This window comes from Micromonospora sp. TSRI0369, from assembly GCF_001905625.1.
GTDB classification, from domain to species: domain Bacteria; phylum Actinomycetota; class Actinomycetes; order Mycobacteriales; family Micromonosporaceae; genus Micromonospora; species Micromonospora echinospora_A.
This window is the reverse complement of sequence record NZ_LIVU01000006.1, coordinates 132,377-152,157: the sequence shown is the minus strand read 5'-3', so window position 1 is coordinate 152,157 and position 19,781 is coordinate 132,377. Positions and strand designations below refer to the sequence as shown.

General features: G+C 74.2%; 17 protein-coding genes and 1 pseudogene. 13 read left to right on the top strand and 5 right to left on the bottom strand.

The features are described 5' to 3' along the window. Window positions 1–190: 190 nt before the first annotated feature. Window positions 191–1,012 carry an inositol monophosphatase family protein gene (locus tag AMK25_RS21430; RefSeq protein ID WP_073830183.1) on the top strand — a complete coding sequence of 274 codons (822 nt, stop codon included), beginning with the start codon at window positions 191–193 and terminating at the stop codon, window positions 1,010–1,012. 71 nt (window positions 1,013–1,083) lie between these two features. On the opposite strand, the gene AMK25_RS21425 is transcribed toward AMK25_RS21430, so the two are convergent. Then, window positions 1,084–1,599 carry a LytR C-terminal domain-containing protein gene (locus AMK25_RS21425; protein WP_192900273.1) on the bottom strand — a complete coding sequence of 172 codons (516 nt, stop codon included), beginning with the start codon at window positions 1,597–1,599 and terminating at the stop codon, window positions 1,084–1,086. Between the two features lie 440 nt (window positions 1,600–2,039). Between AMK25_RS21425 and AMK25_RS21420 the strand changes: the two genes are divergently transcribed. Further along, window positions 2,040–2,336, top strand: a complete 297-nt coding sequence (locus AMK25_RS21420; protein WP_013284790.1) for a DUF4193 domain-containing protein — start codon at window positions 2,040–2,042, stop codon at window positions 2,334–2,336. A 136-nt stretch (window positions 2,337–2,472) separates the two neighbouring features. After that, window positions 2,473–3,342 carry a hypothetical protein gene (locus tag AMK25_RS21415; RefSeq protein WP_073830181.1) on the top strand — a complete coding sequence of 290 codons (870 nt, stop codon included), beginning with the start codon at window positions 2,473–2,475 and terminating at the stop codon, window positions 3,340–3,342. A gap of 54 nt (window positions 3,343–3,396) precedes the next feature. Here the strand turns inward: AMK25_RS21415 and AMK25_RS21410 are convergent, their stop codons facing one another. After that, the gene (locus AMK25_RS21410; protein WP_073830180.1) at window positions 3,397–3,888 is read right to left on the bottom strand and encodes a DUF3093 domain-containing protein; all 492 of its coding nucleotides are present in this window, start codon (window positions 3,886–3,888) and stop codon (window positions 3,397–3,399) included. An 85-nt stretch (window positions 3,889–3,973) separates the two neighbouring features. Here AMK25_RS21410 and dut point away from each other — a divergent pair, with 85 nt between their 5' ends. The 4 genes from dut to AMK25_RS21390 all read left to right on the top strand — a co-directional run bounded on the left by dut (window position 3,974) and on the right by AMK25_RS21390 (window position 6,350). Further along, window positions 3,974–4,471 carry a dUTP diphosphatase gene (gene dut, locus AMK25_RS21405; RefSeq protein ID WP_184689430.1) on the top strand — a complete coding sequence of 166 codons (498 nt, stop codon included), beginning with the start codon at window positions 3,974–3,976 and terminating at the stop codon, window positions 4,469–4,471. Between the two features lie 25 nt (window positions 4,472–4,496). Next, window positions 4,497–5,120, top strand: a complete 624-nt coding sequence (locus AMK25_RS21400) for a DUF3710 domain-containing protein (protein ID WP_073830178.1) — start codon at window positions 4,497–4,499, stop codon at window positions 5,118–5,120. Window positions 5,121–5,292: 172 nt separating this feature from the next. Then, the gene (locus tag AMK25_RS21395; protein ID WP_030502986.1) at window positions 5,293–5,673 is read left to right on the top strand and encodes an OB-fold nucleic acid binding domain-containing protein; all 381 of its coding nucleotides are present in this window, start codon (window positions 5,293–5,295) and stop codon (window positions 5,671–5,673) included. Continuing rightward, complete coding sequence (locus tag AMK25_RS21390) at window positions 5,670–6,350, top strand: DUF3159 domain-containing protein (RefSeq protein ID WP_073830177.1); 681 nt, start codon at window positions 5,670–5,672, stop codon at window positions 6,348–6,350. The genes AMK25_RS21395 and AMK25_RS21390 overlap by 4 nt, the downstream gene beginning before the upstream one ends. 7 nt (window positions 6,351–6,357) lie before the next feature. Here the strand turns inward: AMK25_RS21390 and AMK25_RS21385 are convergent, their stop codons facing one another. Together AMK25_RS21385 and AMK25_RS21380 are read right to left on the bottom strand one after the other, a co-directional pair. Further along, on the bottom strand, window positions 6,358–7,047 hold the full coding sequence (locus AMK25_RS21385; protein ID WP_073830176.1) for a potassium channel family protein: 690 nt from the start codon (window positions 7,045–7,047) through the stop codon (window positions 6,358–6,360). A 3-nt stretch (window positions 7,048–7,050) separates the two neighbouring features. Next, the gene (locus AMK25_RS21380) at window positions 7,051–7,716 is read right to left on the bottom strand and encodes a potassium channel family protein (RefSeq protein ID WP_073830175.1); all 666 of its coding nucleotides are present in this window, start codon (window positions 7,714–7,716) and stop codon (window positions 7,051–7,053) included. 158 nt (window positions 7,717–7,874) lie between these two features. Here AMK25_RS21380 and AMK25_RS21375 point away from each other — a divergent pair, with 158 nt between their 5' ends. From AMK25_RS21375 to dxs, 4 genes and pseudogenes are all read left to right on the top strand, one after another. After that, window positions 7,875–9,926: an APC family permease gene (locus tag AMK25_RS21375; RefSeq protein ID WP_073830174.1), complete on the top strand. Its 2,052-nt coding sequence runs from the start codon at window positions 7,875–7,877 to the stop codon at window positions 9,924–9,926. 44 nt (window positions 9,927–9,970) lie between these two features. Next, entirely contained in the window at window positions 9,971–11,203 is a 1,233-nt protein-coding gene (locus AMK25_RS21370; protein WP_073830482.1) for a class I SAM-dependent RNA methyltransferase, read from the top strand. A 43-nt stretch (window positions 11,204–11,246) separates the two neighbouring features. Continuing rightward, window positions 11,247–12,440 (top strand): anhydro-N-acetylmuramic acid kinase, encoded by a 1,194-nt coding sequence (locus AMK25_RS21365; protein WP_338013377.1) that lies wholly within the window; start codon window positions 11,247–11,249, stop codon window positions 12,438–12,440. A 58-nt stretch (window positions 12,441–12,498) separates the two neighbouring features. Beyond that, window positions 12,499–14,509, top strand: a pseudogene (dxs, locus tag AMK25_RS21360) (1-deoxy-D-xylulose-5-phosphate synthase). Window positions 14,510–14,764: 255 nt separating this feature from the next. On the opposite strand, the gene AMK25_RS21355 reads toward dxs, so the two are convergent. Next, window positions 14,765–15,955: a hypothetical protein gene (locus AMK25_RS21355; protein WP_073830481.1), complete on the bottom strand. Its 1,191-nt coding sequence runs from the start codon at window positions 15,953–15,955 to the stop codon at window positions 14,765–14,767. A gap of 240 nt (window positions 15,956–16,195) precedes the next feature. Between AMK25_RS21355 and AMK25_RS21350 the strand changes: the two genes are divergently transcribed. Both AMK25_RS21350 and AMK25_RS21345 read left to right on the top strand, forming a co-directional pair. Further along, on the top strand, window positions 16,196–18,040 hold the full coding sequence (locus AMK25_RS21350; RefSeq protein ID WP_443189923.1) for a hypothetical protein: 1,845 nt from the start codon (window positions 16,196–16,198) through the stop codon (window positions 18,038–18,040). Beyond that, window positions 17,998–19,779 (top strand): hypothetical protein, encoded by a 1,782-nt coding sequence (locus tag AMK25_RS21345; RefSeq protein WP_073830170.1) that lies wholly within the window; start codon window positions 17,998–18,000, stop codon window positions 19,777–19,779. The genes AMK25_RS21350 and AMK25_RS21345 overlap by 43 nt, the downstream gene beginning before the upstream one ends. The last annotated feature ends 2 nt before the right edge of the window (window positions 19,780–19,781 follow it).

Here is a 19,781-nt window from a genome sequence, read left to right as displayed (position 1 = left end):
CCGGGCCGTCCGGTCGCTGGCGGTCCGTGGCGCGTGGGCAGGGTGAATTGTAACGCCGTCTGCCGCGATCATCCCGCGCCGCACGGCGGACCGGCGTCGGGGACCGCCGAATCGGCGCAGATGTGGACTTTGTAAGGATGATACCCGCGCACGAGTGGGCCGGTCCCGATCGTGCGGGAAGGGGACGAACATGATCACCGCGACGCCTACGGCGCGGGAGTTGCTCACGATCGCGGTCGACGTGGCCCGGGAGGCCGCCGCCACCGCGTACCGGATGCGGGTCGAGGGTGTCTCGGTGGCCGCGACCAAGAGCACGGTGACCGACGTGGTCACCGCCGCCGACCGGGCGGTGGAACGGCAGGTCCTGGCCGCGCTGCGGCAGCGGCGGCCGGACGACGCGGTGCTGGGTGAGGAGTACGGCGCGGGGGAGACCGGCCCCGCCGACGCCGACGGGGTGCGCTGGATCCTCGACCCGATCGACGGCACCGTCAACTACCTGTACGGGCTGCCCTACTGCGCGGTCTCGCTGGCCGCCGAGGTGGCCGGCGAGGTGGTCGCCGGGGTGGTCCGCAACATCGTCACCGGCGAGGAGTGGACCGCGACGCTCGGCGGCGGCGCCTGGCGCGACGGGCAGCGGCTGAGCGGCTCTGCCACGACCGATCTCGGCCAGGCGCTCGTGGCCACCGGCTTCGGCTACGACGCCGCCCGCCGGGCCCACCAGGCGCGGGTGGTGGCCGAGCTGATCCCGCACATCCGGGACATCCGCCGGATGGGTGCCGCCGCGCTCGACCTCTGCCTGGCCGCCGAGGGGCGGGTGGACGCGTACTACGAGAAAGGGCTGGCCGCCTGGGACCTGGCCGCCGGCGGGCTGGTCGCCCGGGAGGCCGGGCTGCTGGTGACCGGCCTGTCCGGCCGCCCGGCCGGACCGGACCTGGTGCTCGCCGCGCCGCCCGCGCTGCACGGGCCGCTGCACGCCCGGCTTGTCGACCTGGACGCCTCCGGCGGGCCGTGACCGGTGCCGCAGACGCGGCAGGGCGGCCTCCCCGGAGGAAGACCGCCCCGCGTGGCCGGGCCGCCCGTCGCCTACTTCTCGATCGGCTTCGGGCAGGTCTCGGGCGGCGCCTGCGGCGCGCCGAGGTCGCCGAGCGACTGGTTGACCTCGGTGGTGGTGGCGAGCTGCTGGAACTGGTTGCCCAGGACCACGTCGACCACGTCGTCCTTGCGGTTCGCGTCGAACTTCTGGTTGGCCTCGTTCAGGAAGTACGCGCGCAGCAGGTGCGCCGAGCCCACGGCGTTGGGCCCGAACCGCAGCTCGGCCACGCCCTCGAACGCCTTCTTCTCGTTGCCGACCTTCTTGACCTGGAACTTGCGGTTGCGGAAGTCGTCCGCGACGCTGCCGGCCCGGCCGGCCTCGTCGGTGGCGTTGTAGACGTTGATCTTGACGTCCTTCTGTTCCCGCAGCCGCAGGTCGACCAGGGGCCAGCCGTCCGGGCAGTCGGCCGCCGTACCGGCTGTGCCCTGACTGTCCTTCAGCACGGCGATGACCACGAAGACCAGGGCGACGAGCGCCAGCAGTCCGACGACAACGAGTGCCCGCACTCGCGCAAAACTCATCCTGGGCGCTCCCCGGACAGTGATTGGGTGGTGGCGGGCGACGCGGTCGGGCCGCGACCGGTCGGCCGTCGAGTACGCCGCTGAGGTTAACGGTTGTCCGGCTCAGGCGTGGAAACAGTCCGACATACCGGCGCGCCACGCGGTGAACCGGTAGGACTACCCCTATCTTCGTGTCGCCTGAGTCACATTGGGAACAACTTCGGGCGCAGAGGCGTACATCTCCACCGCGAGGGCGGTATACATGCCTCGCCCACAGGGGGGGTAAGGTTCCGCGCTCACCGGGGGTGTTTGCGCTCCGGCGAGCCCGGCCCACCGCTCGTCGGGTCGGGTGCCCGACAGAGATGGTGGCCGGTCAGGGGAACCGAAACGGCGTCGTCCGGCGTTACAACCGGCAGCGACAATATCGATATTGGAGAGTGAAACCGATGGCCACCGACTACGACGCCCCGCGTCGCGACGAGGTCGACCTCGGCGAGGACAGCCTCGAAGAGCTCAAGGCCCGGCGGGTCGACTCACAGTCGGGCGCCGTGGACGTCGACGAGGCCGAGGTGGCCGAGAGCTTCGAGCTGCCCGGCGCCGATCTGGCCGACGAGGAGCTCACGGTCAAGGTCCTCCCGATGCAGCAGGACGAGTTCCGGTGCGCCCGCTGCTTCCTGGTCCACCACCGCAGCCAGCTGGCGGTCGAGCGCAACGGCGACCTGATCTGCCGCGAGTGCGTCTGATCCCGACCGGGGACACCAGCGGCGGCCTCCTCGACGGGGCCGCCGCTGTTCGAGCCGCCGCCGTGCGCCGGTGGCCGGTTGCTGCTTGACTCGTTACGGGCGGCTGCCACGCCGCGCGGAGCAGGAGGGCGGACGGGTGAGTGAGCGCAGTGAGGGGACCGGCGCCGACCGGACCCCGGCTCCAGCGGCGAGACCGGCATCGACCGGCCCGGATGCGACACCCGAGCCGACCGGCTCCGGCCCGACGTCCGGTGAGCCCGGCGCGGACGCCGGGGAACTCGGCGCGACAGTCGCCGCCCTGACCGCCGACGACATCGCTCCGGCCCGCCGGCGGCAACTGCTGACCCGGCTGGTCGGGCAGGCTCGCGCCCGCGGGGTCACCGATCTGTTCAAGCCGCGGGCGGCGGTGCGCTGGATGACCGACACGGTCGCCGAGATCGCCCCGCACGTGCCGATCCGCGACCTCGCCACGCTGCGGCGGCACTTCCCCGGCCTGGACGACGACGCGCTCGCCGACCGGCTGGTCCGCAACGCGTCCCGGGCCACCGCCGGGGTCGGCGCGGCCGGCGGTGGCGTGGCCGCGGTCGAGTGGGCGGTGACGCCCACGCTGCTCTCCGCCCCCATCCTGCTGGCCGCCGAGACGGTCGCCGTGGTGGCGATCGAGCTGAAACTCATCGGTGAGCTGCACGAGGTCCACCGCGTGCCGCTGCCCGCCGGCGGCACCGGCCGCGCGGTGTCGCTCGTGCAGTCGTGGGCCACCCAGCGCGGGGTCAACCCGATGATGCCGGGCGTCGGGGTGAGCGCGGTGCTCGGCACCGCCGCCCGCCGCGAGCTGCGGGACAGCCTGATGCGCCGCTTCGGGCGCAACCTCACCACGCTCGGGCCGTTCCTGACCGGCGCCGCCGTGGCCGGCTACCTCAACCGCCGGGCCACCCGCGCGCTCGGCGAGCAACTACGCAAGGACCTGCGGCGTACCGCCCGTGCGCTGCCCGACAAGCCGTCCTGATAGGCGTCGGGACGGCTCCCGCGGCCGAAGCGGATGCCGTCCGGGGGCCGACGGTCAGGCCGCGTCGCGAGCGGCCAGGACGGCGGCCGCCAGCTGTCCCGGGCGCCGGGTGCTGACCACCCAGAACGGGGTCGGGTCGTCCGGGTCGTCCAGCACCACCTGCACGGCGCCGCCGATCCACGGACGCTGCACCACGAAGGCCAGCGGATCGGAGCCGACGCCGAGCACCTCGCGCCGGCCGGCCGCGTCCAGCGGCACCACGTCCGCGACGTACCGCACCGGGAGGTGGGCGTCGTCCACCAGCAGTTCGCCGTCGCGCACCTCGACCCGGATCCGGCCCAGCCACCACAGGGCGGCCACCGCGGCGGGGATCAGCAGCACGAACGGCAGCCAGGCGCGGACACCGGTCGCGCCCATCCAGAGCTCGACGGCGAGCAGCGCGGCCGCGGCCAGCCCGAGCGGCCAGGCCCACCAGGGCAGCCCGAGGCGCTCCGCGTACGGCGCGGCGCTGGCCGGCGGCGCGGCCGGAGATGACGACTGACGCACACTGACGAGGGTACGGCGCGTCGCGGGCCGGGCAACCGGCAGGATGACAGGGCACCCCCGCAGGACCGGACGGAAGAGGATGACAGTGACAGACGTCGTACCCGTGCCCGTGCGGCTGCTCGACCCGGAGCTGCCGCTGCCGGCGTACGCCCATCCCGGCGACGCCGGCGCGGACCTGGTGGCCGCCGCGGACGTCGAGCTGCCGCCCGGCGGCCGGGCCCTGGTGCCCACCGGCGTGTCGGTGGCGCTGCCCGACGGGTACGTCGGGCTGGTCCACCCCCGATCAGGTCTGGCGGCGAGGCTCGGCGTGACGGTGCTCAACGCGCCCGGTACGGTCGACGCCGGCTACCGGGGTGAGATCCTGGTCAACCTGATCAACCATGATCGGGACACGCCAGCCAAGATCAGCCGGGGCGACCGCATCGCGCAACTGGTGGTCCAGCGGGTCGCCCGGGCCGAGTTCCGGCCGGTGGCCGAGCTGCCCGCGTCCCGGCGTGGCGCGGGCGGGCACGGGTCCACAGGCGGGCACGCCGGTCTGGTCCCGGCGCCGTCCGGCGGGCAGAGCGAAGAGGTGGCAGGGTGAGTGCGAACAGCGGAGGGTGGGCGCAGTGATCTTCTCCCGGAAGCGGGCCGACGAGGCGCGTGACAATGGGGTCCTCGACGCCGAGGAGACCTCGTCGGCGCCGGATCGCGGGCCGTACGACGTCAGCGAGGCCCCCGAAGCGCCCCGGCTCGACCTGGGCAGCCTCCAGATCCCGGCGGTGCCGGACGTGGAGGTGCGCGTCCAGGCCGACCCGCAGGGCGTGATCCAGCAGGTGGTGCTGGTGCACGGGCAGAACGCGCTGCAGCTCGGCGTCTTCGCCGCCCCCCGCTCCGAGGGCATCTGGGACGAGGTGCGCGAGGAGATCCGCCAGTCGCTCACCGCCGACGGCGCCACCGTCCAGGAGGCCGACGGGGAGCGTGGTCCCGAGCTGCGCGCCCGGGTGCGTACCCCGGACGGCCCGACGGACCTGCGCTTCGTCGGCATCGACGGCCCGCGCTGGATGGTGCGCGGCGTCTTCCAGGGTGTCGCGGCCACCGACGCGGCCGCCGCCGGGCCGCTGACGGCCTGCCTGGACGGCCTGGTGGTCGACCGCGGGCAGGAGGCCAAGCCGGTGCGCGAGCCGCTGCCGCTGCGGCTGCCCCGCGAGGTCGCCGAGCAGCAGGCCGACGCCGGCCAGCAGGAGGTCTGATCCACACGTGCCCGGGCCCGGCGTCGTACCGGCGCCGGGCCCGCGGCGTGCCGCGTCCCGGGCGGCGGTACGCGCGCGACGGCGCTCCCGCCGGCGGGCCGCATCGGCGTACGCTGGCGGGACGGTTCCGCCACCCGCGGGGCCCCGCTGTGGAGAGGGTGACGCGGAGGTCATGACGACCGACGAGAGCCGGGGGTCGCTGCGGCGGCTCCTGCACCGGCTCACCGCCAGCGAGGCCGAGATCGAGGCGCAGGAGCTGCGCCGGGAGAGCGCCGAGTCCGGCGGCACGCCGGCCCACCAGTGCAACAGGGGCCAGGTGGTGTCGGTGGCCGGGCGGCTGCGCACCGTGGTCTACACGCCGCGCACGAACCTGCCCACGCTGGAGGCGGACCTCTACGACGGCACCGACGTCGTCACCCTGGTCTGGCTGGGTCGCCGGCACATCGCCGGGATCGAGCCGGGCCGCCACCTGACCGCGCGCGGCCGGGTGGCGGTACGTGACGACCGCAAGGTGATCTACAACCCGTACTACGAGCTGGAGTCGCCGAAGTGACGACCGGACAGCAGCACACCCCGTCGGGTCTCGGCCCGCAGGACGAGGAGCGGCTGCCCAGCCTCGCCGAGCAGATGGCCGACCAGCTCGGCGGATGGCGCGGGCTGGTCGAGTCGAGCATCCCGGTGGTGGTCTTCGTGGTCGCCAACGTGATCGGCGAGCTGCGCCCCGCCGTGTACGCCTCGGTGGCGGTGGCGCTGCTGATCGCCGGGCTGCGGCTGGCCCAGCGCAAGCCGGTGCGGCACGCGATGAACGGGCTGTTCGGCGTCGGGATCGGCGCGCTGCTGGCCCTGCGCACCGGCGACGAGCGCGACTTCTACCTGCCCGGCATCCTCTACGGCATCGGCTACGGCCTGGCGCTGCTGCTCTCCGCCGCGATCCGTCAGCCGCTGGTCGGCTGGATCTGGTCGGTGCTGGTCGCCAAGGGCCGCTCCGAGTGGCGCGACGACCCGAAGCTGGTACGCACCTTCACCCAGCTCACCGTGCTGTGGGGCGTGGTGTGGCTGGCCAAGGTGGGCGTACAGGCCGGGCTCTACCTGGCCCACCAGGACACCGCGCTGGGCGTGGCCCGGCTCGCGCTGGGCTACCCGCCGTACGCGTTGCTGTTGCTGATCACCGTATGGGTGGTGCGCCGGGTCACCCGGGAGACCGCACCCACCCCGCTGCCCGGCTCCTGAGGCCGCCTCAGGCGCGGTCCCGGTGCCGGTCGGCGCTGGGCGGGCCGAGGATCACCGTGCGCACGTCGTCCTCCACCGCGGCGGTGCAGACGAAGACCAGTTCGTCGCCGGCCTCGATCGGGTCGTCCGGGGTGGGCACCAGCACCCGCTTGCCGCGCACGATCGCCACCAGCGCCGCGTCCCGGGGGATCGGCACCGCGTGGATCGCCTGCCCCACGTAGGGCGCGGTCGGCGGCAGGGTGATCTCGACCAGGTTCGCCTCGCCCTGCCGGAACGTCATCAGCCGGACCAGGTCGCCGACGGTGACCGCCTCCTCGACCAGCGCCGCCATCACGCGCGGCTTGCTGACCGCCACGTCGACGCCCCACTGGTCGGTGAACAGCCACTCGTTCTCCGCCCGGTTCACCCGGGCCACCACGCGCGGCACCGCGAACTCGGTCTTGGCCAGCAGCGACACCACGAGGTTGACCTTGTCGTCGCCGGTGGCCGCCACCACCACGTCGCACCCGGCGACGTTGGCCTCCTCCAGGCTGGCCAGCTCACACGCGTCGGCGAGCACCCAGTCCGCGGCGGGCACCCGGTCGGGCCGCAGCATCCTGGGCTGCCGCTCGATCAGCATCACCTGGTGGCCGTTGTCGATCAGCTCCTGGGCGATCGAGCGGCCCACGTTGCCGGCGCCGGCGATGGCGATCCGCATGGCTCAGTGCCCCCCTTCCGGCGGCGCCGCCGCCACCGACGTGACCGAGCCGTTGATGTCGTCGGTCACCAGCATGAAGACCTGGTCGCCCTCCTGCACCACGGTGGAGGCGGTGGGCAGGGTGCCGATGCCGAACCGGTTCAGGTAGGCCACCCGGGCGCCGGCGGTCTGCTCCAGCTGCCGCAGCGGCCGGCCGATCCAGTCCTTGTGCACCGGCACCTCGATGATCGACACGGTGCTGGTCGGGTCGCGGAAGATCTCCACGTTGCCCTCGGGGACCAGGTGGCGCAGCATGCGGTCGGCCGTCCACCGGACGGTCGCCACGGTGGGGATGCCGAGCCGCTCGTAGACCTGCGCCCGGCGCTGGTCGTAGATGCGGGCCGCGACCCGGGACACGCCGAACGTCTCCCGCGCCAGCCGGGCCGAGATGATGTTGGAGTTGTCGCCGCTGGAGACCGCCGCGAACGCGTCGGCCCGCTCGATGCCGGCCTGGCGCAGCACCTCGCCGTCGAAGCCCGCGCCGGTCACCGTGATGCCGGCGAAGTCCGGCCCGAGCCGGCGGAACGCGTCCGCGTCCTGGTCGATCACCGCCACCGAGTGGCCGCGCGACTCCAGGCTGTGGGCCAGGGTCGACCCGACCCGGCCGCAGCCCATGATCACCACATGCACGGTGCCCGCTCCTCCCACGGCGCCGCCCGCCGACCCGTCGCCTGCGAGCCTGCCACGTCCCCCCACCGGGCGGGGGACCGAACCGTACCGCGCGGGCGCGCACGCCGGAGATCGACCACCCCCGCGCCCGGCACCCGGTGGTCGTACGCTTGGCGGTTGTGGCCCGACCCACCTCGCTGCTGAAGCGACTCCTCCTCGGTCGACCGTTCCGGTCCGACCGCCTGCAGCACACGCTGCTGCCGAAGCGCATCGCGCTACCGGTCTTCGCCTCCGACGCGCTCTCCAGCGTGGCGTACGCGCCGGACGAGATCCTCCTGACGCTGTCCATCGCCGGCGCCTCGGCGTTCTTCTTCTCGCCGTGGGTCGCGCTCGCGGTGGTCGTCGTCATGCTCACCGTCGTCGCGAGCTACCGCCAGAACGTGCACGCCTACCCCTCCGGCGGCGGCGACTACGAGGTGGCCACCGTCAACCTGGGCCCCCGCGCCGGTCTCGCGGTGGCCAGCGCGCTGCTCGTCGACTACGTGCTCACCGTCGCCGTCTCGGTCTCCTCCGGGGTGGCGAACCTCGGCTCGGTGGTGCCGTTCGTGGCCACCCACAAGGTGCTCATCGCGGTCAGCGCGGTGGTGCTGCTCACCGCGATCAACCTGCGCGGCCTGCGCGAGTCCGGCACCGCCTTCGCCATCCCCACCTACGGCTTCGTGATCGTCATCGGCGGCATGCTGCTGACCGGCCTGGTCCGCGTCTTCGTGCTCGGCGACGACCTGCGCGCGCCGAGCGCCGGCCTGGAGATCCAGGCCGAGCACAGCGTCACCGGGTTCGCGCTGGTGTTCCTGCTGCTGCGGACGTTCTCCTCGGGCTGCGCGGCGCTCACCGGTGTGGAGGCGATCTCCAACGGCGTACCGGCGTTCAAGTCTCCCAAGTCGAAGAACGCGGCGACCACGCTGCTGCTGCTCGGCGGCATCGCGGTGACCATGCTGGTCGGCATCATCTGGCTGTCCCGGCTCACCGGCCTGCAGTTCGTCGAGGACCCGCGTACCCAGATCGTCTCCGGCCCGGTCGACTACGTGCAGAAGACGGTGACCGTGCAGCTCGGGGAGACGGTGTTCGGCGGCGGCTCGGTGCTGCTCTACGTGGTCGCCGGGATGACCGCGCTGATCCTCTTCCTGGCCGCCAACACCGCCTTCAACGGCTTCCCGGTGCTCGGCTCGATCCTGGCGCAGGACCGCTACCTGCCGCGCCAGCTGCACACCCGCGGCGACCGGCTGGCGTTCTCCAACGGCATCCTCTTCCTCGCCGTCTTCGCGGTGGTGCTGATCATCGGCTTCCAGGCCGAGGTGACGAAGCTCATCCAGCTCTACATCGTCGGGGTGTTCGTCTCGTTCACGCTCTCCCAGGCCGGCATGATCCGGCACTGGAACCGGCACCTGCGCAACGAGCGGGACCCGGAGGCGCGCCGCCGGATGCTGCGCTCCCGGGCGATCAACACGTTCGGCATGGCGATGACCGCCGTGGTGCTGGTCATCGTGCTGGCCACCAAGTTCCTGCTGGGCGCCTGGATCGCGATCGTCGCGATGGCGATGATGTACGTGGTGATGCTCGGCATCCGCCGGCACTACGACCGGATCGCCGAGGAGCTGGAGCCGACCGAGCAGCGGGGCGTCCTGCCCGCCCGCAACCACGCCATCGTGCTGGTCAGCAAGCTGCACAAGCCGACGCTGCGGGCCGTGGCGTACGCGCGGGCGACCCGGCCGGACACGCTCACCGCGGTCACCGTGAACGTGGACGAGCAGGACACCCGGGACCTGCAGGCCGACTGGGAGCGGCGCGAGCTGCCCGTGCCGCTCACCGTGATCGACTCCCCGTACCGGGAGATCACCCGCCCGATCCTCGACTTCGTCGCGTCGGTGCGCCGCGAGTCGCCGCGCGACGTGGTCACCGTCTTCATTCCCGAGTACGTGGTGGGGCGCTGGTGGGAGAACCTGCTGCACAACCAGAGCGCGCTGCGGCTCAAGGGGCGGCTGCTGTTCGAGCCGGGCGTGATGGTGACGAGCGTGCCGTGGCAGCTCGCCTCCACCGCCAGCAAGAACCTGGACCGGCTGGACGCCACGCTCAGCCGTACCCCGGCGCGCGGTCCCCGGGTGGCGCCGCAGAGCACGCTGCCGCCGCCGGTGGCGTCCACCCCGTCCACCGAGCGCGAGGAGCAGCAGTGAGCGGCGACGAACGTCCCGGCCCTGCGTCGTCCGGTTCTGTGCCGGTGGCGGAGCGGCCCGGGCTGGAGGAGGCCGAGCGGGTCGAGCTGACGGTCGACGCGGTCGCGCCCGGTGGGCACTGCGTGGCCCGGGTCGGCGGGCAGGTGGTCTTCGTCCGGCACGCGCTGCCCGGCGAGCGGGTGATCGCCGAGGTGACCGAGCTGCACCGGGGCTTCGCCCGCGCCGACGCGGTGGAGATCCTGGACGCCTCGCCGGACCGGGTGACGCCGCCGTGCCCGTACGCCCGGCCCGGCGCGTGCGGCGGCTGCGACCTCCAGCACGTCACCCCGGCTGCCCAGCTCGACTGGAAGCTCGCCGTGGTGCGCGAGCAGCTCACCCGGCTGGGCGGCCTCACCACGGAGCAGATCGACGCGCTCGGCGTACGCGTCGAGGCGCTGCCCGGCGGGCCGCTGGGCTGGCGTTCCCGGGTCCGGTACGCGGTCGACGCGGCAGGCCGGGCCGGGCTGCTCAAGCACCGCTCGCACGAGGTGGTGCCGATCGAGCGGTGCCTGATCGCGCACCCGGCGATCCAGGAGCTGCCTGTGCTTGCGCCCACCGGCGCCCGCTGGCCCGACGCCGACGCGGTGGAGACGGTCGCCAGCACCGGCGGGGACGTCGCCGTGGTCGCGTACACCGAGGGGGTTGCGACGGCGGTGAGCGGGCCGCAGCGGGTCCGGGAGACGGCGGCCAGGCGGTCCTTCACGCTGCCCGCCTCCGGGTTCTGGCAGGTGCACCCGGCGGCGGCGGACGCGCTGACCGGCGCGGTGCTCGACCTGCTCGACCCGCGGCCCGGCGAGACGGCCTGGGACCTGTACGGCGGAGCCGGCCTGTTCGCCGCCGCGCTCGCCGGCCGGGTCGGCGGCGCCCGGGTGACGCTCGTCGAGTCGGCGCCGGACGGGGTGGCAGCGGCCCGGGAGAACCTGGCCGACCTGGCCGGCGTCGAGGTGGTGGCGGCCCGGGTGGAGGCTGCGCTGTCCCGGCGGCGGATCACCGGCCCGGTCGACCTGGTGGTGCTCGACCCGCCGCGCTCCGGCGCGGGCGCGCCGGTGGTCCGCGACGTGGTGGCCGCCGGGCCGCGCGCGGTGGCGTACGTGGCCTGCGACCCGGCCGCCTTCGCCCGGGACGTGCGCACGTTCACCGAGGCGGGGTGGCGGCTGGCCGAGCTGCGCGGGTACGACCTGTTCCCGATGACCCAGCACGTGGAGCTGGTCGGCCTGTTCCTGCCCCCGCGGCGTTGAGCCCGTCCCCGGCCCCGCGCGTTCGCGTTAACAAGGGGCCCTTTTGCTACCGGATCCGTTAAGAAGGGGCCCTTCCTTGCGCATCGTCGGGCTGATGTCGGGCACGTCCTACGACGGCGTGGACGTGGTGGCGGCCGAGTTCACCGCCGACGGCGACACGCTGCGGCTGCGGCCGCTCGGGCACCGCGAGCTCGCGTACCCGGACGACCTGCGGGCCGAGATCGGCGCGCTGCTGCCCCCGGCGGCCACCACCATCGAGGCGGTCTGCCGCCTGGACAACCGGCTCGGCGAGGTGTTCGCCGAGGCGGCGGCGGCCGGTGTCGAGCTGGCCGGGGGAGCGGCCGACGCTGTCGTGTCACCCGGGCAGACGGTCTTCCACTGGGTCGAGGCGGGCCGCGTGCGCGGCACGCTCCAGCTCGGCGCGCCGGCCCGGGTGGCCGCCCGGGTGGGCGTACCCGTGCTGCACGACCTGCGCTCGGCGGACGTGGCGGCCGGCGGCCAGGGCGCGCCGCTGGTCCCGGCGTTCGACGCGCTGCTGCTCGACCCGGCCGCCGGCCCACGGGCGGCGTTGAATCTCGGTGGGATCGCGAACCTCACAGTGGTCGCGCCCGGCGGGCCCGTCCTCGGGTACGACGTGGGCCCGGCCAACGCGCTGCTGGACGCCGCTGCCCGGCGCTTCCTGGACCGGCCCTGCGACGTCGACGGGGCGCGGGCCGCGGCGGGCCGGGTGCACGAGGCGCTGCTGGCCCGGCTGCTCGCCGAGCCGTACTACGCGGCGCCGCCGCCCAAGTCGACCGGCAAGGAGCTGTTCCACGGCGGCTACCTGGACGCGGCGCTGGCCGCGCTCGGCGAGCCGGTGGCCGCCGACGACGTGCTGGCCACGCTCACCGAGCTGACCGCCCGCACCGTCGCCGACGCCTGCGACAGGCACCGGGTCACCGAGGTGGTGGCCGCCGGCGGGGGAGTGCGCAATCCCACACTGCGGGCGCGGCTGACCGCGCTGGGCGAGGGGCGCTGGCGGCTGCGCACCACCGACGAGCTGGGCGTGCCCGCCCAGGCCAAGGAGGCGTACGCGTTCGCGCTGCTGGGCTGGCTGTCCTGGCACGGCCTGCCGGGCGCGGTCCCGTCGGTGACCGGGGCGTCCCGGGCCGCCGTGCTGGGCTCGTGGACCCCGGCCGGCCCGTCCGCCGCCGCGCCGCGCCCACCCGCGCCACGCAGGCTGGTGGTGGACGCCTGACCTGGATCGATGCACGGCCAGGCTGCGGACTGTCGCACGGCCGATAGACTCTCCGGTCATGAGTGTTGAAGAGGGCACGGCCAACCACGGTCGGCTGCTGGGCACCGTCCGCGGCCCGCAGGACGTCAAGCGGATGACCGCCGAGCAGCTGGACATCCTCGCCGCCGAGATCCGTGACTTCCTGATCGCCAAGGTCTCCCGCACCGGCGGCCACGTCGGCCCCAACCTGGGTGTGGTCGAGCTGACCCTCGCCATGCACCGGGTCTTCGACTCCCCCCGCGACCGGCTCCTCTTCGACACCGGCCACCAGGCGTACGTACACAAGATCCTCACCGGCCGGCAGGAGGGCTTCGACAAGCTCCGCCAGCGCGGTGGCCTCTCCGGCTACCCCAGCCAGGCGGAGAGCGAGCACGACCTGATCGAGAACTCGCACGCCTCCACCGCCCTGTCGTACGCCGACGGCCTCGCCAAGGCGTACGCGCTGCGCGGCGAGAAGCGCTCGGTGGTGGCGGTGGTCGGCGACGGCGCGCTCACCGGCGGCATGTGCTGGGAGGCGCTGAACAACATCGCGACCGCCGGCAACCCGCTGGTGATCGTGGTCAACGACAACGGCCGGTCCTACTCGCCGACCATCGGCGGCCTCGCCGACCACCTGTCGTCGCTGCGGCTCAACCCCGGCTACGAGAAGGTGCTCGACACCGTCAAGGACGCGCTCGGCAACACCCCGTTCGTCGGCAAGCCGATGTACGAGGTGCTGCACGCGGTCAAGAAGGGCATCAAGGACGCGGTCGCCCCGCAGGCCATGTTCGAGGACCTCGGCATCAAGTACGTCGGCCCGGTCGACGGCCACGACGTCCCGGCGGTCGAGGCCGCGCTGCGCGCAGCCAAGAACTTCGGCGGCCCGGTGATCGTGCACGCCGTCACCCGCAAGGGCTACGGCTACCGTCCCGCCGAGGACGACGAGGCCGACTGCCTGCACGGCCCCGGCGCGTTCGACGCCGAGACCGGCAAGCTGCTCGCCGTGCCGTCGGTGAAGTGGACGAACGTCTTCGCCGACGAGCTGGTCGCGATCGCCGACGAGCGCCCCGACGTGGTCGGCATCACCGCCGCCATGGCCGAGCCCACCGGCATCGCCACGCTGGCCCGCAAGTACCCGGAGCGGGTGTACGACGTGGGCATCGCCGAGCAGCACGCGGCCACCTCCGCCGCCGGCCTGGCCATGGGCGGGCTGCACCCGGTGGTGGCGGTCTACGCCACGTTCCTCAACCGCGCGTTCGACCAGGTCCTGCTGGACGTGGCCATGCACAAGCTGCCCGTCACGTTCGTGCTGGACCGCGCCGGCATCACCGGCCCGGACGGGCCCAGCCACTACGGCATCTGGGACATGTCCGTCTTCGGCGTGGTGCCCGGCCTGCGGATCGCCGCGCCCCGCGACTCGGCCACGCTGCGCGAGGAGCTGCGCGAGGCGGTCGCCGTGGACGACGGCCCGACCATCCTGCGCTTCCCGACCGGCACCGTCGCCGCCGACCTGCCGGCCGTACGCCGGGTCGGCCCGGTCGACGTTCTGGCCGAGTCGGCGCGTACCGACGTGCTGCTTGTCGCGGTCGGCTCCTTCGCCGGCCTCGGCGTGGAGGTCGCCGCCCGCGTCGCCGAGCAGGGGTACGGCGTCACCGTGGTCGACCCGCGCTGGGTCCGCCCGGTGCCGGCCGAACTGGTCGAGCTGGCCGCCGGGCACCGGCTCGTGGTCACCGTGGAGGACGGCGTGCGCATCGGCGGCGTCGGCTCCGCGCTGGCGCAGGCGATGCGCGACGCGGACGTCCGGGTGCCGGTCAAGGACATGGGCGTACCGGCCGACTGGCACCCGCACGGCAGCCGCGCCCAGATCCTGGCCGACCTGCGGCTGACCGCGCAGGACGTGGCGCGCGACGTCACCGGCTGGATCTCCGGCCTGGACGCCGCCCCGGTGGACCCCGCCGCAAACGGAGCCCGAGCCCAGAGCTGACCCCGCTCCCCGCCCGCCGCGGTCCCGCCCGGTCAGCGCGTTGATCTTGCACTTGCGGCCCTCCTGATGTCGGCTTCGCCCGATAAGGGAGGGCCGCAACCGCAAGATCGCCGAGTCGAGGCCCGCCCTGCGCCGCCTCGTCATGTTGACCAAGGAGTTTGCGGGCGTGAAGGGCTGCCCGGGGACACAAACTCCTTGATCACCGCGAGGGCGGGGTGATCATGAGGTTGGCGGGGATGGGTGTCCGGTTTGTCGCAGCCAAGTTCATGATCGACGGGGGCAAGGGCGGGCGGGGGGCGGGCGGGCGGGAGGGAGAGCCGGGTTACGGGGTGGGGAGGGAGCGGTACCACGTTTTTTCGGTGTCGGCCAGGCTGAACGTCTGCCTCTGGTCGGTGTGCTCCACGACCACCAGGCCGGGACGGTCCACCAGGCGAGTGGTGCCCGGCGGGGCGGAGAACGAGACGTCGCGCGTACGCCAGCTCAGCACCGCCAGCGGACGGCCGGGCATCGGCAGGTGGTACGCCTGCAGCGTGGTGGACCGGTCGGCGGGGGACACCACCGGCGTGCCGCCGTCCGCGGGCCGGTAGACCACGGCGGTCATCGTGCCGCTCGCGCTGTCCCAGCTCAACTGCTCCAGCTCGCCCGGCTCCCCGTCGCCGAGCGCCACCGAACCGAGCGAACGGGTCGCGATCTTCGCCATCGGCCAGGACTCCGGCGCGGAGCTGGGCGCCTCGCGGTCGCCGATGCGGCGCGGCACACTGCCGAACGGGCCCCGCTCACCCGCCAGCACGCAGGTGTCCAGCCCGGTCAGCGCGCGCTTCCCGGCGCCCGTCTCGTCGCGTACCAGGGGGTAGCGGGGCGCTTCGGTGGCCGTACCCAGGTCGAGGACGCGGTCCGTGGCCTTGCCGCGCGGCAGCGACGCCGTGGGCCGCAGGGCCGCGGTCAGCTCGACGGCCTGGCAGGCCGGTACGCGGATCGGCTCGGTGACGCCGTCGGTGCTCGGGACGGCCTTGCCGTCGGGGCCGAGCAGGCGCTCGACGCGGGCCGAGGTGAGATAGCGGCGGCCGTCCGGGTCGCGCACCGGCAGCACGTCGGAGTAGACCAGGTAACCGGGATCCGTGTACTCGGTCGCCTGGACGACCCGCCAGCGCTGCCCGTCCCGGTCGAGTTGCAGCAGCCAGGAGGCGGCGTCACCGGGAACGTCGGCGGCGACCAGCGCCAGCGCGGAGCCGGCCACCTGACCGGAGAAGAGGATGCCGGAGGTGGGCACGTGCGCCCGATCGTCCACCGGGGAGCGCCACTCGCGTACCGCTGTGGTGATCGCGGCGGTCGCCGCGGCGTCCCCGGCCAGGCTGCCGCGCGGCGGCCACACCGCGAGGGAGCCGTCCAGGCTGTCGTAGCCGACCCGCAGATCCGCCGGCTTCCGGTCCGAGATCGGTCCGCAACCCGCCGTGACCAGCAGCAGAGCTGCCAGCGCGGTGCCCGTCGTAGCGCCTCGGCGGGCTGAAAGCACCCTGATCCCCTCGCCGGTCGTCGGTCGGAAGCCCACATGGTACGAGACGGCCCGTCGCCCGGACGCGCCCGGCTCACCCTTTCGGCCAGGTGACCACTGCGGAACGTGACGGGCGATTCGGGTATCAATATCCGGCTCCGGTAGACTCCGCCGATTGTGACGCCTGCCGAGACCCGCGGCGCCTCGACGCCGGACGCCGCCGCCCCGACGGGCCACCGCTCCGTCACCCTGGACCCACCATTGGTCACCGTCGCCGAGCCGGAGCCGGCGACCACGACACCTCCGGAAGCGCCGGCCGAGCCCGAGGCGCCGGCCACGCCGGGCGCGCGGCGCGTGCGCCGGTGGCGGTGGACCCGCCGCCGGATCGACCTCACGGTGTACGGCGCATTCCTGCTCGCCGCGATCTGGGTGACCAGCGGCATCTGGGCCGACCCGGCCGGGCGGGTGGCCGCGCTCTACAGCAGCGACCCGGCGCAGGTGCAGTTCTTCCTGGCCCACTCGGTACGGGTGGTGCTGCACGGCGAGTTCCCGTTCTTCACCGAGCAGTTCAACTACCCCGACGGCGTCAACCTGATGGCGAACACCGCCATCCTGGCGCTCGGCATCCCGATGGTGCCGGTGACCCTCCTGTTCGGACCGGCGGTCTCCTTCGTCACGCTGGTCACGCTCGGCCTGGCCGGCACCGCCGCCGCCTGGTACCGGGTGCTCTCCCGGCACCTGATCCGGCACCGCCCGGCCGCCGCCGTGGCGGCCTGGTTCTGCGGGTTCTCGCCGGCCATGCTGTCGCACGCCAACTGGCACCCGAACATCATCAGCCAGTTCCTGCTGCCGTTCATCGTGTGGCGGGTGCTGGTGCTGACCCGCTCGACCCGGCCGGTGCGCGACGGCGTGCTGCTGGCGCTGCTGGTCACCGCGCAGGCGTTCATCAACGAGGAGATCCTGCTCTTCACCGCCCTCGCGCTGGGCGTGTTCCTGATCGCCGTGGTGGTGCAGCAGCGCGAGCGGTGGACCGTCGCGTGGCGACCGCTCGGCGCCGGGCTGGCGGTCTGCGCGGCGCTGGCCGGCGCGCTGCTGGCGTACCCGCTGTATGTGCAGTTCGCCGGCCCGATGGCGTACCACGGGCTCAGCGACGCGGTACGCGACTACGGCAACGACGTCGCCGCGTACTTCGCCCCCGGCTCGCCCACGTTCGGCGGCAACGAGCGCGCCAACGTCAACCTCGCCCCGAACTACTCGGAGGAGAACGCGTTCTTCGGCTGGAGCCTGTCGCTGCTTGCCGTGGGCATCGTGATCTGGCTGCGGCGCGACGTGATCGTCCGGGCGCTGGCCGCGACCGGGCTGTTCTTCGCCGTGCTCTCCCTCGGCGAGCGGATCTCCTGGTGGGACCGGGAACTCGTCACCGGGCCGTGGGAGTTCCTGGTGCGGCTGCCGCTGCTGGACGCCGTGGTGCCCACCCGCTTCGGCCTGATCACCAGCGTGACGGTGGCGATCCTGCTCGCGTACGCGGTGCGGCGCGCCTGGGCGCTGCGGGGCGTGGACCGGCGGACCGCCCGCAAGCTCACCGCCGCCGGCCTGGTCTTCGCGCTGCTGCCGATCGCGCCGATGCCGTTGCGGGTCACCACCCGCGAGCCGGTGCCGGAGTTCATCACCGCCGACCGGTGGCGGCAGTACGTCGGGCCGGACCAGACGCTCGTGTCCGTGCCGGTGCCGGCGATGGGCAACACCGACCCAATGCGCTGGGCGGCGAGCACGAACCTCGACTTCAAGATTCCCGGCGGCTACTTCCTCGCGCCGCGCAACGGCGTCACCGGTGACCCGGGACGCTTCGGCGGGCGGCCCAGCGGCATCGGCGACATGCTGCGGGAGGTGTCGTCCACCGGCCGTACGCCGAAGCTGGACGACCGGCAGCGCCGCCGCTATCTGGACGAGTTGCGGCACTGGAACGCGGCGGTGGTGGTGCTGCCGCTGGCCGAGCAGAACGCCGAGCCGCTGCGCCGCACGGTGGAGCAACTGGTCGGGCCCGGGCGGCAGGAGCTGGACGTGTGGCTGTGGGACGTGCGGAAACTGACCAGCCGGCCCGCCTGACCCGCCCGGAGCGGCCCGCGCCCGCGCCCCGCCGCCGGCCCCGGCCGGTCGACGCGCTGGTGGTGGCCGGCTACCTCGCTCTCGCGGTGCTGCTCACCAGCGACCAGTGGCGCCGCCCGGAACGGCTGTTCCACCAGGCCGGCGACCAGATCCTGTTCGAGTGGATGCTGGCCCGGGCCGCCCGCGCGGTGACCGGCGGCGAGAACCCGCTCCACAGCGCCGCGCTGAACGCCCCGGACGCTGTGAACCTGATGGCGAACACGTCGGTGCTCGGGCTGGGCGTGCCGCTCACCCCGGTCACCGTGGCGTTCGGCTCCCAGGCGGCGTTCCTCGTGGCCGTGACGATCAGCCTCGCCGGCACCGCCACCGCCTGGTACGCGCTGCTCGCCCGCCGGCTGGTCCGCTCCCGGGCCGCCGCCGCGGTGGGCGGCCTGGTCTGCGGCTTCGCCCCGGGCATGGTGGCGCAGGCCGGCGCCCACCTGCACATGGCCGCCCAGTTCCTGGTGCCGGTGATCCTCGCGCTGGTGTTCCGGCCGGCCACCGACCGGGTACGCCGCGACGGCGTGCTGCTCGGGCTGGCCGTCGCGTACCAGGTGTTCCTCGGCGAGGAGGTGCTCGTCTTCCTGGCGCTGGCCGCCGGGGTGCTGGCCGGGGCGTACGCGCTCGCCGACCGGGCCGCCGCGCGTCGGCTGACGCCGGTGGTGGCCCGCCGGCTGGGCGTCGGCGCGCTGGTGGCGGGCGTGCTGCTGGCGTACCCGCTGTGGTTCCAGTTCGCCGGGCCGGGCCACTACCGGGGGATGCCGTTCCACACCGAGGGCTACCGGCTGGACGTGGTCTCGTTCGTCGCCTCCGCGCGGCAGACCGTCGCCGGGGACGCCCGCCGCGCCGGGCTGCTGTCGCCGAACCCGACCGAGCAGAACTCGTTCTTCGGCCCGTTCCTGCCGCTGCTGGCGCTGCTCGTGGTGGTGCGGCTGTGGCGGCGGCCGCTGGTGCGCGCGCTCGCCGCGTGCGGCCTGCTGTTCGCGGCGCTGTCGCTCGGCGCCTCGGTGGTGGTGAACCGCGACGACACCGGGCTGCCCGGCCCGTACCGCCTGCTCGCCGGGGTGCCGCTGCTGGACCTGGTGGTGCCGGCGCGTTTCGCGCTGGTCTGCGTACCGGTGCTCGGGGTGCTGCTGGCGCTGGCAGTCGACCGGGTCCGGCGCGGCGCCGTCCGCACCTGGGCGCCGTGGGCCGGCGCGGTCGCCGCCGCGCTGCTGCCGCTGGCGCCGACCCCGATCCGCACGGTGCCGGTCGCGCCGGTCCCGGCCGTCGTGTCCGGCGGCGGCTGGCAGGCGTACGTGCCGGAGGGCCGCACGCTGGTTCCGGTGCCGCCGGTGACCGGGGCGGCGGTCAGCCCGGCCATGTTCTGGTCGGCGCGCACCGCGCTGGCGTTCGACGCGCCGGGCGGCTACTTCATCGGCCCGCGCTCCGCGGACGACCCGGCCGCCCGCTGGGGCGCGCCGGACCGGCCCACGTCGCTGCTGCTGCGCCGGGCCGCCGAGACCGGTCAGGTGCCGCCGGTCGGCGACGCGGAACGCCGGCAGGCGGTCGCTGATCTGCGGCACTGGCGGGCGGCGGCGCTGGTGCAGGCCGACTCGACGCCGGCCGACCCGGTACGCGCCACGCTGGACGCGTTGGTCGGTCCCGGCCGGGACGTGCCCGGCGGGCATCTGTGGGACGTCCGGGCGCTCGCCGGCTGAGC